13 protein-coding genes and 1 pseudogene are annotated in these 14,606 nt (G+C 61.2%); 3 read left to right on the forward strand and 11 right to left on the reverse strand.

Annotated features, from left to right (window positions below):
- The 5 genes from H6851_03020 to H6851_03040 all read right to left on the reverse strand — a co-directional run bounded on the left by H6851_03020 (window position 1) and on the right by H6851_03040 (window position 5,863).
- On the reverse strand, window positions 1–777 hold the full coding sequence (locus H6851_03020; protein ID MCB9942586.1) for a hypothetical protein: 777 nt from the start codon (window positions 775–777) through the stop codon (window positions 1–3).
- Entirely contained in the window at window positions 774–2,417 is a 1,644-nt protein-coding gene (locus tag H6851_03025; GenBank protein MCB9942587.1) for an ABC transporter ATP-binding protein, read from the reverse strand. Before H6851_03025 ends, H6851_03020 begins: the two co-directional genes overlap by 4 nt.
- On the reverse strand, window positions 2,414–3,337 hold the full coding sequence (locus H6851_03030) for an ABC transporter permease (protein ID MCB9942588.1): 924 nt from the start codon (window positions 3,335–3,337) through the stop codon (window positions 2,414–2,416). Before H6851_03030 ends, H6851_03025 begins: the two co-directional genes overlap by 4 nt.
- 1 nt (window position 3,338) lies before the next feature.
- Entirely contained in the window at window positions 3,339–4,256 is a 918-nt protein-coding gene (locus H6851_03035) for an ABC transporter permease (GenBank protein MCB9942589.1), read from the reverse strand.
- A gap of 89 nt (window positions 4,257–4,345) precedes the next feature.
- Window positions 4,346–5,863: a peptide ABC transporter substrate-binding protein gene (locus H6851_03040; protein ID MCB9942590.1), complete on the reverse strand. Its 1,518-nt coding sequence runs from the start codon at window positions 5,861–5,863 to the stop codon at window positions 4,346–4,348.
- A 196-nt stretch (window positions 5,864–6,059) separates the two neighbouring features.
- Between H6851_03040 and H6851_03045 the strand changes: the two genes are divergently transcribed.
- Window positions 6,060–6,965 (forward strand): LysR family transcriptional regulator, encoded by a 906-nt coding sequence (locus H6851_03045; GenBank protein ID MCB9942591.1) that lies wholly within the window; start codon window positions 6,060–6,062, stop codon window positions 6,963–6,965.
- 41 nt (window positions 6,966–7,006) lie between these two features.
- Here the strand turns inward: H6851_03045 and H6851_03050 are convergent, their stop codons facing one another.
- From H6851_03050 to H6851_03075, 6 genes are read right to left on the reverse strand one after another with little or no spacing between them, the layout of a single operon-like run.
- Entirely contained in the window at window positions 7,007–7,846 is an 840-nt protein-coding gene (locus tag H6851_03050) for a CoA ester lyase (GenBank protein MCB9942592.1), read from the reverse strand.
- Entirely contained in the window at window positions 7,843–9,093 is a 1,251-nt protein-coding gene (locus H6851_03055) for a CoA transferase (protein ID MCB9942593.1), read from the reverse strand. The genes H6851_03050 and H6851_03055 overlap by 4 nt, the downstream gene beginning before the upstream one ends.
- Window positions 9,090–10,628: a tripartite tricarboxylate transporter permease gene (locus H6851_03060; protein ID MCB9942594.1), complete on the reverse strand. Its 1,539-nt coding sequence runs from the start codon at window positions 10,626–10,628 to the stop codon at window positions 9,090–9,092. Before H6851_03060 ends, H6851_03055 begins: the two co-directional genes overlap by 4 nt.
- Before the next feature lie 15 nt (window positions 10,629–10,643).
- A complete protein-coding gene (locus H6851_03065; protein ID MCB9942595.1) occupies window positions 10,644–11,117 on the reverse strand; it encodes a tripartite tricarboxylate transporter TctB family protein in 474 nt (157 codons plus the stop codon).
- 16 nt (window positions 11,118–11,133) lie between these two features.
- On the reverse strand, window positions 11,134–12,105 hold the full coding sequence (locus H6851_03070; protein MCB9942596.1) for a tripartite tricarboxylate transporter substrate binding protein: 972 nt from the start codon (window positions 12,103–12,105) through the stop codon (window positions 11,134–11,136).
- A 26-nt stretch (window positions 12,106–12,131) separates the two neighbouring features.
- Window positions 12,132–12,926, reverse strand: coding sequence for a helix-turn-helix domain-containing protein (locus H6851_03075; GenBank protein MCB9942597.1), 795 nt, complete (start codon window positions 12,924–12,926; stop codon window positions 12,132–12,134).
- Between the two features lie 270 nt (window positions 12,927–13,196).
- On the opposite strand from H6851_03075, the gene H6851_03080 reads away from it, so the two are divergent.
- A complete protein-coding gene (locus H6851_03080) occupies window positions 13,197–14,228 on the forward strand; it encodes an IS1595 family transposase (GenBank protein ID MCB9942598.1) in 1,032 nt (343 codons plus the stop codon).
- Between the two features lie 106 nt (window positions 14,229–14,334).
- Window positions 14,335–14,481, forward strand: a pseudogene (locus H6851_03085) (toxin-antitoxin system HicB family antitoxin).
- Window positions 14,482–14,606: the final 125 nt, after the last annotated feature.

The following is a 14,606-nucleotide window of genomic DNA, read 5'->3' on the forward strand; positions in this document are numbered from 1 at the left end:
TCACTCTCCTGTCAGGGGATTATGTCGGAAAAACGCTCGAACCTCAGGGAGGCCGGGACAGAACGCCGCGACTTCGGCCGCTGACCCTAGGTCGACCGGCCCCAGCCGTGCGCCGGTTATGATCGTATTTTTGGCTTGCAACGGCACCCCGCGTTCCCGCGCATGGTTCGCCAGCCAACAGAGCGTCTTCAGTGTTTCAGGCAGTCCCGTGTTCCGGGGCGAAAGGTCCAGCGTCTTGTCTGCGATCCTCAATTGGAGCGGGAGGCTCTCGAACACCAACGTCCGCCAGTCCTCGACAGGTGCACCAAGCACCACCGCCGCATTGCCCTGCAGGTCGGCGACCGGGGTCGGAATCGGAAGCAACCTGCGGTCGGCAAATCGTGAAGCGCACAGTTCCAGCGCCAGATGCACGGACCCGATGGCCGCAAGGATATCGGCTTCGCTCACAAGTCCTGGCCGATCAGGAATATTGTGGGCGAGGACAAAGGCTGTCTCCACTTCGATCTCAAACCCCTGACCTGGCATGTCGAACAGGGCGCCCGAGGCATGGAAATCCCCAGCCGGAAGGATAGAACATCTGGGCTCGCCACCGGACTTGCCGGCGACCTTCCAGCCCCCGGCCGGGCCGATCAGCCTCAGCGTCGCGTCCTGAACGGCATAGGCTTCGGCCAGCGTCGTTGGCGCCAACTCGGCAGGCAGCTCGTGAAGGGTCCGGTTCTCCTCGCGCGTGCGCAGGAGCAACTCCGCAGCCTGCTCAGCCCTGCGTTTCGGCGTCATTCGACGGTCTCCAATGCACCACCGCGATGGCGCTCCTCTTTCGGCCGCGAAGCGAGAAGGTTCTGCGTGTAGTGATGCTGCGGCCGCTCGAACACGTCCTGTGTCCGGCCGCTTTCCACCACCCGCCCGTTCTGCATCACGATAGTACGGTCGGCGAAGTCGCGGACCACTGGCAGGTCGTGGGCGATGAACAGATAGGACAGTCCATGCTGTCGCTTGAGGTCTTTCAACAACTCGATGATCTGCGCCTGAATCGATACATCCAGCGCCGAGACAGCCTCATCGCAGATGATGACTTCGGGTTGAAGCGCCAGCGCCCGCGCGATTGCGATGCGCTGCCTCTGCCCGCCCGAGAACTGATGCGGATATCGGGCCGCATGCTCGGAGCTCAGTCCGACCTGCTCCAGCAATTCTGCCACGCGCCCTGGCCACTGGTCGCGCGGCAGGACGCCGTCATGTATCGCCCAAGGTTCGGAAATGATGCGCGCCACTGACATCCGCGGGTTCAGCGATGCGGTTGGGTCCTGAAACACGACCTGGATGCGCCGGCGTAATGCGCGCATGGCGGCCTGATCTTCCAACAGCATCGATTGACCATGAAACAGCACTTCTCCGGTGGTTGGCTTGATCAGACCCAGAAGAGTATTCACCAGCGTGGACTTGCCTGATCCGCTCTCACCCACGATGCCAAGCACCTCTCCCTTGGAAAGGCTTAGGCTGACATCATCCAGCGCCCTGATCGTTCGGCCAGTCGACGCTTTCAGGAGGCCGCCGGTCAGGTCATAGAATTTCGACAGCCCCTTGACCTCCAGCAGAATATCTCCGGTGGTTGCGCTAGTTTGCGGATATCCGCGGCGGCCCGGTACAGCCTCCAGCAGCCGTTGCGTATAGGGGTGCTGCGGTGCGTCCAGCACTGACCGGATATCGCCCTGTTCGACCACTTCGCCCTGGCTCATGACGGCGACCTTGTCGGCGACCTCGCTGGCAACCCCGATATCGTGCGTGATCATCAGGATGCTCATGCCGCTTTCGGTCTGAAGTTTTTTCAGCAGCTTCAGGATACCCGCCTGCACCGTGACATCGAGGGCCGAGGTCGGCTCATCGGCGATCAGCACATCGGGCTCCATAGCGATAGCGGCGGCGATCATGATCCTCTGCCGCTGGCCGCCCGAGAACTGATGCGGATAATCACTGAAACGCCGCTCCGACTCTGCAATCCCGACGCGGCCAATCAGTTCGACCGCGCGCCGCTTTGCTTCCGCCCGCTCCACGCCATGGGCAGTCATGCTTTCCATGATCTGATGCCCCACAGTGTAGACCGGGTTCAGCGCCGCCAACGTATCCTGAAAGATCATCGCGATGCGTTTGCCGTTGATCTTCTCGCGCGCGGCAAGGGGCAGATTTAGGATGTCCTTGCCATCGAAGGTGATCTGGCCGCTGACGATCTCACCCGGCGGAATGTCGATCAGCCCCATCACGGCGGAGGCGGAGACCGATTTGCCAGATCCGGATTCGCCCAGAATCACGAGCGTCTCGCCCCGGTCGAGACCCCAACTTACGCTCTTCACCGCATCCACGATTTTCCCGTGTGAATGGAACCGTACCGTGAGGTCTGAAACCTCCAGCAGACTCTGGGTCATGATTTGCTCCGCGCTTCAAGCCGCCACCGTTGCGCCGGATCAAGCGCTGTCCGCAGCCAGTTCGCCAGCAGATTGGCCGAAATCGCGGTCAGCGAGATCGCCACGCCCGGCCAGAACGACAGCCACCAGGCTGTGGCCAGATACCCACGCCCATCCGATACCATCAGACCCCAGGTGACCGCCGGCGCCTGCACGCCGAGCCCCAGGAAAGACAGCGAGCTTTCCGACAGCATGACGGCTGCGAATTCCAACGTCGCCAGCGTCATCAGCGTCGGAAGCGCATTAGGCAGGATGTGCACGAACACCATGCGGGCGTGCGACGCGCCGAGCGCCCTGGCCGCAACCACGAACTGGCGTTCGCGAATCTCCAGCACCTCCGCCCGGCAGGTTCGCAGGTAGACCGGCACCCGGCTGAGCGCCAGGACCAGCACCACGTTGGACACCTGAGGCGACAGCACGAACAGTACGATCAGCGCCAGAAGCAGCGAGGGAAACGACATCACGATGTCGGCCAGCCGAAGGATGATGGTTCCGATCCAACCCCCGCGATATCCGGCGATCAGCCCAAAAAATGCACCGATCACCAGCGCAATGATCACCGCACTGCCTGCGATCAGCAGGGTGTATCTGGCGCCCACGGCCAGCCGCGCCAGCAGGCTGCGGCCCAGATTGTCTGCCCCGAGGATGTAGACCCATCCGCGCTCAAGATCGAAGGGTGGCGCATTACGGGCGCGCAGGTTCATGGTAAGCGCACCGTCCGGCAGGATAGATGAGCCAAGGATCGTCACATAGATGACGAACAACAGAAAGAGCGCGCTGACGAACGCGAACTTGTCACGCCACAGCATCAAAAACACGTCCGTGATGCGGGACAATGCAGCACGGGCATCGCCAACGCCGGAGTGAGCCACGTCTGTCATGTCATCCGTGCCTCACTCGTGGGTCGAGGATCGCGTAGATAATGTCGATCCCGATATTCAGAATGAAGATGGCGATGGCCGTCACCATCACGGCGGCCTGAATAACCGCGAAATCGCGGAACATGATCGAGTCGATCAGCAGCCGCCCTACACCGGGAAACCCGAAGATCGTCTCGGCGATAACCGCGCCATTGATCATGCCGGCGGCCTGATCGCCCGCGACCGTGACGACCGGCAGCATCGCGTTGCGCAGGGCGTGGCCAAAGATCACCGCACGGGTTCTCACTCCCCGCGCACGCGCGGTCTTGGTGTAAGGGGCGGAGAGGGCGGCGATCATCGAGGACCGCACCACTTGGGTCAGCACTCCACAAGGGCGGATGAACAATACCGTCACGGGAAGAATCCAGTGCAGCGGCGTGCCGGTTCCCGAGGTCGGCAGCACCCGATACCACACCGCGAAGATCAGGACGCCAACGATGGCGATCCAGAAATTGGGGATGGAGGCGCCGGCCAGTGAGATGAGGCTGGCGATGCGGTCGAACAGACCGCCCGGCCGCCACGCGGCGATGGACCCGGTCACGATGGCGATAGTCAGAGAGATCAACATCGCCCAGAACGACAGCAACAGCGTTGTGGGAAAGGCGGCCAGCACATGATCGAGCGCGGGGCGTCCGTCGCGCAACGAATACCCCATGTCGAGTTGCGCCAGCTCGACAAGATACCGACCGAATTGCACAAGCACCGGCTGGTCGAAACCGTGCCTAGCGGAGAATTCATCGCGCACCGATTGCGGAGTGTCCACCGGCAAAAGCAGATCCGCCGGATTCCCGGTCAACCGCGCCAGAAAGAAGACAAGTACAATCAAGCCAAACAGCGAAAGCGCACTCTGTATGGTTCTCTGTCGGAAATAACGGCCCAAAACCCGTCCTCCCTGACAACGGACTTCGACGGTAACGGGTTTCGACCGGGCGGCGCAGGGACCGCCCGATCCGTCTTCTCATCAGTCGTTTACTTGAAACCGATTGTGGACAGTTCCATCATCGTGTTCGTCAGAGCATCGGGGCGATAGTCCAGACGTGGCGAAATCCGCACATAATTGATCATGTGGAACATCATGACGTCCGGCACGATCTCGCTGGCGGAATAGGCGTTGGCTTCCTGATAGAGTTTCACGCGCTCCTCGCCCGAAGCAACATCCGCAGCATCGATCAGTTCATCCAGCTTCGGATCGCCGAACTCGGATTGCTGACCGGTCGAATGATAGCGGAAATGCATGGTGAAGGTCGCATCTCCCGAATTGTTGTCATGCTGTTCCTGGATCAGCATAGCGGGGCGAGGCTCCGCGTAAGGTTTGTTCACCAGTTTCAACCACTGCGCACGCTCCATCGGCTGAAGCTTTATGTTCAGGCCGACCGCTTTCCACATCTCGATCATCGCCTCCATCGCTTCCTGTCCGTTGGGATAGAAGTTGATGCGGGAGATCAGAGGGATTTCCGAGTCCACGTCAACGCCGTCGGCGCGAGCTTCGTCGAGAAGCTTTATTGCCTGCTCCGGATCATACGGCCAAGGCTTCATGTCGGGGTTGTAGCCATTGATGCGAGGCAGGAACATTTGCGTCGCGATCATGTAATTTTCGTTGAACAGCCCGTCGCGGAGCAGTTCGCGATCGATTGCCAGGTTCATCGCCTTGCGCACGCGGATATCGGCGAGCGGCCCCACGAAGCTGAATCTCAGGCGCGTCGTCTCGGCATTCAGATAGGGAAAATCCATCTCGGGGTCGATGGCGTCCTGGATCGCGATGTAAAGGCCGATATCGGCTTCGCCGACCTCCACCATCGCTGCGCGGAGCGCGCTTTCGTCCCGGCGCAGATAGGTCGCCTTGGTGACCGCAGGCGTCTCGCCCCAATAGCCGTCCTGTCGGACCAGAACAATCGGATCGGCTGGTCCACGCTCGGGTACCATGTAGGGGCCGGTGCCGACCGGCGCGCTGGTCATTGCGTCGAAATCGGTCTTCGGAGATTCAATCGTCAGAAAACTCATGAAGATCGGCATGAGCGGCTGCGGCTTTTCTGTTGATATATCAATTGTATGGGAATCGATGATCTCGGACGTCAGCCGGATATTCGCGAACAGCTTGCCCCTGTTCAGGCAGTCGAGTTTCGGATTGAACATGCGCTCTATCGAGCGCGCCACGGCGTTGGCGTCGAAAGTCTCCCCGTCGGTGAATGTGACCTCCTCACGCAGTGTGATGCGCCATTTTGTCGGCCCGGTCTGCTCCCATGAGGTCGCCAGACGCGGCTCAGGCTCGCCGGTGACGGGATTCAGGTGGGTCAGCGCCTCGACGACGTTCTCCCGAACGACCAGTCCGACTTCCGACGAAGAGTTGCAGCTATCTATGTTGTCGAATGCGAACGGCGCGGCGATGGTGATGTCATGGTTGTCATTCTGCGCGAACGCATTGTTCACGGACGCGCCAAGCAGCAAGCAAGCCGCGCTCACGGACAATATGGTTGGCTTGATGGTCATCACTTCTTCCTCCCTGAAGCGTATGCGCTGAAGATCGTCGACGTTACATTATGGATCGCACTGTCGGGTTTTGCGCCGGAAGCGCGTCATCCCGCATTGATCGACTGAATCTCACCAGAAAACAGTAGCAGTGGCCGGACGAAAGCGGCCAATACAGATTTCTTTCAAATTGTATAAAAATTATATATGGATAACTATGACATGGCTTGACCTCAGACGACTTGGATATTTCCGCGCAATCTGTGATGCAGGCTCCATTTCCGAAGCCGCGCGCCGGATTTCCGTCCCGCAACCAGCGCTCTCGTATCACCTGAAGGAACTGGAAGCCGATTTCGGTGGGCCGCTTCTCAATCGATCGCGGCGCGGTGTTGTACTGACTGAGGGCGGACAATTGCTGCTGGACCACGCCACCATCATTCTGGCGCAGGTTTCCCGCGCGGAAAAAGAACTTCGCGCCCTACAGCGGCGCGGACCGGACGACCCTCGCATCATCCGGATATGTTCGATCCCGTCCGTCGCGCCCGAACTCACGCCCCGCCTTCTGCAAAATCTCTCAGACCTGCCGCAGCTCGCCGGTGTCTATGTGATCGAGGCAAACACGAGGGAAAGTCGTGAAATGCTGAGCGAAGGCAAGGCGGATTTCGCCATCATCATTGCGGATGAGAAGACTCCAGAGCAACAATATCTGGCTCCGGAGAATATGGTTTTCTGTATGGGAGCTGACCATCCGGATCGGGAGGTGGGGCCGATCACGCTGGCTGAAGCTCTTGCCGAGCCGCTGATGCTGCCCGCCAAGGGCAAGCCAGTGCGCGATCTTGTGGAAAGGCTGGCGCAACAGATCGGCGCGACGGTTCAGATCACCCATGAGATTGATGGGCCCAACCCGCGCAAGCAGGCCACGATGGTCGGGCTTGGCCGCAGCTTTCTGCCATGGATCGCCATCAAGGATGAAGTCGCCAACGGCCAGATGCGGTATCGGGAGGTCTGTGCCCCGCCGCTGGCGCGATATGTAGGTCTGGAATGGCGCGAGGGGCTGGACGCCGAGATCACCGAACCGATGCTCAAGGTACTGAAGTCATTGCTTGGAACGATGCTGCGGTAGCTATTGCGATCGTCGACGACCTGGGAAGCAACTGTGCCGGTTCACAGTGATGTGGATTTTGGAGTGCCGGTTGCCGCATTCCCCCTCGCAAGGATGGCGCGGTGCCGGGCAACAACCGGCGCGTCGATGAATTCGCCATCCAGCATGAGGGCTCCGCGGCCTTCCGCAGCGGCGGTTTCGGCTGCGGCGACGATGCGGCGCGCGTGTGCAATCTGCTCGGCACTTGGCGTGAAGGCTGTGTTCAAGACATCAACCACCTTCGGATGTATGCAAGTTGCGCCATCGAAGCCGAATTTCGACGCCTCGGCCGCCGCCGCCGCCAGATCGGCCGGGTCGTCGAATTGCGCCACGGAGCGCAGCAGACCAAGCGAAATTTTTCCCTCAGCCTTGGCCGCATAGTGCAGCAACAGCTTTGGCAGGCGCAGCACATCCGGATCCGGAACGGCGCCGGTGTCGGTAGCGAAATCCTCTCCACCAAGGCAAAGCGCGATGACACGGGGATGGGCGGCGACCTCTCGCGCGGCGAGGAGGCCATCCGCGCTTTCGACAACGGCGATCACGGCGAAATCACCGTCCGGAAGGCGATCAATGCTATCGGCACGCACGGCCTTGGGCAGCATGACCCCGTCCGTGCCTGCGGCCATCGCCGCGCGTACATCCGCCTCCAGCCTGTCCGTCGCATTGACCCGGACAAACACCGTCACCCCCGACTGCGCGACATGCGGCGCGGCCGTGGCCAAAGATGCGCGCGCCGCATCCTTTTCCGCCTCAGGCACGGAATCCTCCAGATCGAGGATCACCGCATCCGCGCCGCGCTCATGCGCCCTGGCCACAAAACGGTCCACATGCGCGGGAACATAGAGCAGCGAGCGCAGTCTCATGCGGCACCCTCTGCGCTGTCGTGCACGGTTCCGCTGGCGATCAGCGCCCGCGACCGCTCCGGCACGATGCCGTAATCGTCCAACACCTCGCGCCCGTGCTGGCCCAACCGTGGCGCGGGTCGCCACAGATTGCCGGGCGTTTGGGACAGGCGAGGCAGCGGGGCGTGAGTGGGAACGCTGTCCAACTCGTCATCAGGCACCTCCACAAAGATGCCGCGCTCGATGAAATGCGGATCGCTGACGATATCCTCGACCGAGTAAAGCGGCGCAGCAGTGATGCCCTCGGCGGTGAAGATACGCATCAACTCGTCGCGGTCCCGCGCGCCGATCCACTCTCCGACGATCGTATCGACTTCCGCGCGGCGGGCGACCCGCGCCTCGTTGGTCGCATAACGCGGATCGCTGTTCATGTCCTCGCGGCCGATGGTTTTGAACAGACGCTCAGCCATGCGCTGGATCGAAGCGGAGATGGCGATGAAATGCCCGTCCCGGCTCCGATAAACATTGCGTGGGCTGGAAGTGTTCGACCCGTTTCCGACACGCTGCTTGGGCGCTCCAGCCAGACGATAGTCGAGCGGTTCCGGCCCTAGGACGGAGACCATTGCCTCAAGCAGAGCGAGATCGACAACCTGCCCGCGCCCACTGACATCCCGTGCTTTCAGCGCCATCATGACGGCGTTCGATCCATAGAGACCAGAGATCATGTCAGCCAGCGCCAGCGGCGGCAGCAGCGGACCGCCGCCCATCTCTCCATTGCGATGCGCGAAGCCCGACATGCCCTCGACCAGCGTACCGAAACCGGGGCGTGGGCTGTAGGGGCCGGTCTGTCCGAAGCCTGAGACGCGCAACAGGATCAAACGGGGAAAGTCCCGTGCGATGACATCCGGGCCAAGCCCCATCCCTTCCAGCGTGCCGGGCCGGAAGCTTTCAATCATCACATCCGCGCCCGCCATCAGGTCGCGCAGCAGATCGAGTGCGCCATCACCGCGAAAATCCAGGCCCAGCGAGCGCTTGTTGCGCGCATAGGTCTTCCAGAAGGTCGACTCGCCCTTCTGGCGCCAGGCCCGCAGCGGGTCACCGTCGGGCAGGGGCTCCACCTTCACCACATCGGCACCGAAATCGGCCAGTTGCAGCGAGGTCATGTTGCCCGCGACCAGACGCGACAGGTCCAGCACGCGCAGGCCAACGAGCGGGCCGGTTGGCGCATCTGCAAAACCCACCCGGGTCCAATTCTGCGGCGTGGTCATTCTTCCGTCTCCTCATCCATGGAATGCGGCGAGGCCAGAACCGCCTGACGCCGGCGCATCATCATCTTCAGCACAAGGGCCAGACAGATGGCCACGCCCATGGCAATGATGATTCCCAGCGAGATCGGACGCTCCCAAAAGATCGACAGACTTCCCTGACCCAGCATCACCGATTGCCGGAAGTAGTTTTCGGCCAATGGCGCCAGAACGACCGCCAGAATGAACGGTCCGGTCGGGTAGTCATGCCGCCGCATCAGATAGCCGATGATGCCGAAGATCAACGCGATCCAGATGTTGAAGTAGGAATAGGACAGCGAATAGGCGCCGACGACGCAAAGCGCGATGACTACCGAGGACAGCACTCCTTGAATGCCACGCAGCAGGTTCACGAAAAGCGGGATCAACAGGATGTTCGACAGCAGCAAAAAGACATTCGCCAGAACCAGGCCGGCAATCATCGCCCAGACCACGTCGCCGGATTTGACCATCAGGAACGGGCCGGGCTGAAGTCCGTACATGATCAGCGCACCCAGCATGATCGCAGTGCCGCCCGAGCCGGGAATGCCAAGCGTGATCAGCGGGATCAACGAGCCGGGGACGGCGGCGTTGTTCGACGCCTCGGGCGAAGCGAGGCCCGCGATCGCGCCCTTGCCAAACTTCTCGGGCGTGCGGCTCAGCTTCTTCTCCAGCGCATAGGCGAGAAACGTGGCGATGGTGGCCCCCGCGCCGGGCAGGATACCGATAGCGGTACCGAGGACCGACCCGCGCAGCGTTGGCCACCTGGATTCATCGAGCATGGCCCGCGATGGTACATAGTCGGCCATCTTCAGGCTGGGTTTGCCGAGGTTGAGGACGATGCGATTCTCCAGATTGTGGAATACTTCGGCCAGACCATAGAGGCCGATGATGATGGCGACAAAATCGATGCCCTCGATCAGTTCCGGGGTTACGGCGAAGCGGACATGGCCCGAGATCACATCGGCGCCGATGGTCGCGACCAGAACGCCGAAACACGCCATCAGCAGCGCTTTCAGAATATCCTCGCCCGCCAGCAGGATGATCGTCGACAGGCCCAGAAGCATCAGCAGGAAGTATTCAGACGGGCCGAGGAAAATTGCGTTCCGCGCGACGATAGGGGCAAAAAAGATCAGCACCAGCATGCCGCACATTCCGCCGAAAAAGGAGGATACCGCCGAAATGCCCAGGGCGATGCCGCCTTCACCCCGCAGCATCATCGGATAGCCTTCCAGCGCCGTTATGATGGCTGGCGCATCGCCCGGCGTGTTGATCAGGATCGAGGTGATCCGGCCGCCATACATCGTGCCCATATAGACACCGGTCAGCAGGCATAGCGCGGAGACGTGATCCATCCCGAAGGTCAGCGGCAGCATCAGCGCGATCCCGGCCGAGGGGCCAAGGCCAGGCAAAGCGCCGACCGCGGTGCCGATCATCCCGGCGATGAAGATCAGCACGATGTTGTAGGGCGTCAGGACATCGGCGAAGCCGTTCGCCAAATGACTGAGAGCATCGAGCATCGAACTATGCCTTCGTCAGCTAAGAGGAATTTTGAGCCAGAGATCGAAAATACCGTAGATCACGATCAGCGCCACGGCCGTCGAGATCAGGCCGATACGCCAGCCCCGCTCCAGAAACAGTGCGGTGATGACCACCATGGACAGACCGAGCGGCAGCATCAGAGAGCCGAAATGCGCTGCGGCGATGGTGGCTGCGATCAGGGCAACCGTCGCAATGACAATGCCCACACCTTTCAGCGGTGACGTGGCCTGATCCCCTTTCGGCGTTCCAGACGCCTCGGCAGGATCGGGGATGTCCGCCCTCCCCGCCCGGACGCCCCTGAAAACGATCAGGGCGCCCAGCACAAGAACGGCGACAGACATGTTCAAAGGCACGAAACCCGCCCCGAAGGTCTGCTCCGAGCCATAGGGCATGTCCAGGCTGCCATAGAGGGTGGCCCCCGCAAAGACGGCCAACAGGCCGAGAAACAGGAATTCCGACAGTTTCATGCAGGGACCTCCATGCTTACTTGATCAGACCAAGCTTGGTCAGCGCGTCGCGATAGGTGGTCTGCGTGTCGCCGAGATACGCAGAGAACTCATCGCCAGGCAGGAAGCCCTGAACAACACCGTTCGGGTCGAGATAGTCTTCTTTCCATTTCGGGTTCTCGCTCAGTTCCTTCATCTTCGCGATGAGCCAGTCGCGCTCCGCCGGGTCGATATCCGGCGCGGCGGTGACGCCACGGAAAAGAACCATGCTGATGTCGAGGCCCTGCTCCTTGAAGGTCGGGATGTCGGGCATCACCTCGACGCGCTCGTCGGTCGAGATGGCCAGCGCCTTGAAGTTGCCCGCCTCGATGAAGTCGCGAGAAGTGCCCGGATTGCTGACGATGAAGTCGATCTGGCCCGACAGCAGCGCGGCCACCACTTCGGCATCACCCTGGAAAGGTATGTAGTTCACATCGACGCCCGCCTGCTCGCCGAACTCGATGGCCACGATATGCTCGAGCGAGCCGGTCGCCGTCCCACCGACATTCAGCTTCTTGCCCGCGTTCTCCAGGTCTTCGATGCTGGTATAGGGGCCGTTCGCACTGACGATCAGCAGTTCGGGATCGATGCCGAGACGGGCGATCGGCGTGAAGTCGGAATAATCCAGCCCCACATTCGACGTCAGCGGTGTCGTGATGTGCGATGAGGTCACGGACATCAGGTAATGCCCGTCGCCCGCATGGCTGTTCAGGTAGCCCATGGCCACGGCGGAGCCGCCGCCCGGCTTGTTCACCACCACCAGAGGCTCGGTAATGATGCTCTCTTCCTGCAACACCTTGGCCATCGTGCGCAGCAGGGTGTCATGGCCGCCGCCGGGGCCGTAACCGGCGACAAGTTCAAGGCCGCGCTCGCCCGGGAAAGACTGGGCTGAAGCCGGCAGCGCGACGCACGCGGCCGTAGTTGTGGCGATCAGGCCCAGCGCAAGGCGTCGGGTGATTGGATTGGTCATGAACGGTTCCTCCGTCAGATTTTCGTTCAGCGTGAATGGACGGCTTTTTCAGCTTCTTCTGTTGCACCGGCGGCGGGGAGGCCGTCCCAGCCGAGTGATTTCGAAATTTCGGCGGCGCAGGCGAGCAGAACCGGCTGAATCTTGCCAAGCTGGGATTCGACGCGCCCCGCGGGGCCTGAGATATTGGCGGCGGCGACAATCCGCCCGTCGCGACCGAAGATCGGTGAGGCCATTCCGCTGGCGCCTTCGACAATGCCAGTCAGGTTGACATGGACGCCCTCGACGCGGGCGCGAGCCACGCGGGCCATCAGGTCGCCCGTGGGTTCGGTCAGGCGCCCGGCCGCGCGTTCGGCTTCAGCATAGGCACGCAACTCAGCCTCGGTGAACCGGCCCAGCAGGATGACGCCGGAGGATACCTGATGCGGCCTGCGAGCAATGGTGATGTCGCGGTCATACAGGATTTCACGGTCGGGCAGGATCTTGGCGATGTATTTGATGCCGAGATCGGCTTCCAGCACGGCGATGAAGCCGCTCTCCCTGCTGGCCTCCACCGCCCGGCGAAGCGGGTCGTCGGCGTGGCGCAGCAGAGTGCCCCACCGCCGTTGCTCAGGTGTCGGCTCGCCCGGCAGCCTTACCAACCGATAACTGCCATCGGCGAGGCGCTCGATATAACCGGTAGCGACGAGAAGCCTGAGCAGATCGAGCGTGCTGCTTTTCGGCAGATCGAGCGTGCGGACCGTCTCGCTGAAGCTGACGGGTGCCGGCTTTTCAGCCATCCACTCGATGATTTGCAGTACGCGCTCTGCACCGCGGCCGCTCACATTGTCCTCCCAATAGTTCATTATTATGAACTTAGATCGTTATTTAGAACTTGATGGGTGTCTGCGCCATTTGATACGTGATGTCAATTAATTTTTTGATGATGCGCCAGACATCGTGAGACGAATATCGTTAATCATACCGTCGATCCCGTAGACAATTGACCCATGGTGCTTTCCAAGGCCATGTCTGCATATCATGTTGTTTGTTCTTGCTTTGTTCTCAATTCTTTGATATACCTCGCGGATTACCGGAATTGGCGAGGTTGGCAGATGCAGCATAGGGCTTTCGAGAGATGGTGCGGGGGCATACAGGCGCTGAATGCGGTGCAGGTGGGCAAGCTGCGGGCGCTTTTGGAAGCTCTCGATGATCGACTTCGCACGCTGGCGATGATCGAGGCGCGGTCAGGCGACAGCCCGGGTTGCCGGCATTGCGGATGTGAGCGTTTGCGCCGCTGGGGGCGGACGGGATGCGGGGTTCAGCGCTGGCATTGTTCGGACTGCCGGCGGACAATGTCGAGCACGACGGCGATGCCCCTGGCACAGATGCGCAAGCGCGACCGGTTCATGCTGGTTCTGGAGGACATGCTCGGACCTCATCCGTCCTCCTGCCGGCAGCTCGCCGAGCGGCTTGGCGTGGACAAGATGACGGTATGGCGCTGGCGTCACAGGATCATGGACCTGATGGGTGTCGATCCTGCAAACGCCGGGCACGAACACGGTCCGCTTGCCGGCATCGTCGAGGCCGACGAGACATTCTGCCGGGAATCCCGCAAAGGCAGCCGGCAATGGGTGCGGCACGAACGCGATCCAGCAGCCCATTCCAAGCCTGATCGTCTGCGTTGGAAGGATTACAAGCGGCTAAAGCTGAAGCTGCCTACGGGCGTCTCACGTTACCAGATGCCGATCCTGACCGTGACCGACAGGGCCGGCCGGATCGGCGCCGAGCGGGTCGCCGGCAGGCGTGGCGGCGACCTTCTCGAGGCGCTCAATCATCAACTCACAGCGAATGTGGTGCTCTGTTCGGACGGCGACCCGGTCTATCGCCAATTCGCAAACCGGCACCACCTGCCACATCACGTCCTGCGCGACAAACCTGGCCATCGGATCATCCAGAACGTCTTCCATATCCAGACCGTCAACAGCCTGCACCAGCGCTTTCACGCATTCATCGGCCTGTTTCGCGGACCCGCCACCCGATATCTCGACCGCTACATCCACTGGTTCCTCGCCCGCGCCAGAAAAAACGACAACCCCTCCGACCGGGTCTGGACCAGACTGTCTCAGCTCAAAACAACAGGATAAGCGGACATGGCCCTTTCCAACGGCGCAACCTCATGGATCCGAACCCGGAAAATCCGCAAGGTGACGCTTGCATTATCTGCTAGCAGCTTGTCGGGTTTAGCTCTGAGGCAAGGAGCCTCAGAAGGCTTTCTCGGCACAGGTTATGTTCCGTGTTGACCCCAAAGTGCACCGCAAGGCAGCGCTCGCTGCCGAGCTGTCTGGCAAGAGCCTGAACCAGTGGGCCGAAGAGGTTCTGGATCACGCCGCACGGTAAGAGAATTTGGTCGGAATGACCTCCGTGCGGCGAGCAGATCTTCGACGTCCCGCAAGAACCGGTGATAGAACCAGACCGTGCAAGCAATCACGGACCGGGGAAAACGAAAGCCCTTCAGGCGCGAG

This window comes from Geminicoccaceae bacterium, from assembly GCA_020638465.1.
Classification (GTDB): domain Bacteria; phylum Pseudomonadota; class Alphaproteobacteria; order Geminicoccales; family Geminicoccaceae; genus JAGREO01.

Coding starts and splice junctions, on each gene's coding strand:
- H6851_03070 (MCB9942596.1), bottom strand. CDS start 12,105: ATGACCAATCCAATCACCCGACGCCTTGCGCTGGGCCTGATCGCCACA.
- H6851_03040 (MCB9942590.1), bottom strand. CDS start 5,863: ATGACCATCAAGCCAACCATATTGTCCGTGAGCGCGGCTTGCTTGCTG.
- H6851_03045 (MCB9942591.1), top strand. CDS start 6,060: ATGACATGGCTTGACCTCAGACGACTTGGATATTTCCGCGCAATCTGT.
- H6851_03025 (MCB9942587.1), bottom strand. CDS start 2,417: ATGACCCAGAGTCTGCTGGAGGTTTCAGACCTCACGGTACGGTTCCAT.
- H6851_03080 (MCB9942598.1), top strand. CDS start 13,197: ATGCAGCATAGGGCTTTCGAGAGATGGTGCGGGGGCATACAGGCGCTG.
- H6851_03030 (MCB9942588.1), bottom strand. CDS start 3,337: ATGACAGACGTGGCTCACTCCGGCGTTGGCGATGCCCGTGCTGCATTG.
- H6851_03055 (MCB9942593.1), bottom strand. CDS start 9,093: ATGACCACGCCGCAGAATTGGACCCGGGTGGGTTTTGCAGATGCGCCA.
- H6851_03065 (MCB9942595.1), bottom strand. CDS start 11,117: ATGAAACTGTCGGAATTCCTGTTTCTCGGCCTGTTGGCCGTCTTTGCG.
- H6851_03050 (MCB9942592.1), bottom strand. CDS start 7,846: ATGAGACTGCGCTCGCTGCTCTATGTTCCCGCGCATGTGGACCGTTTT.
- H6851_03020 (MCB9942586.1), bottom strand. CDS start 777: ATGACGCCGAAACGCAGGGCTGAGCAGGCTGCGGAGTTGCTCCTGCGC.
- H6851_03060 (MCB9942594.1), bottom strand. CDS start 10,628: ATGCTCGATGCTCTCAGTCATTTGGCGAACGGCTTCGCCGATGTCCTG.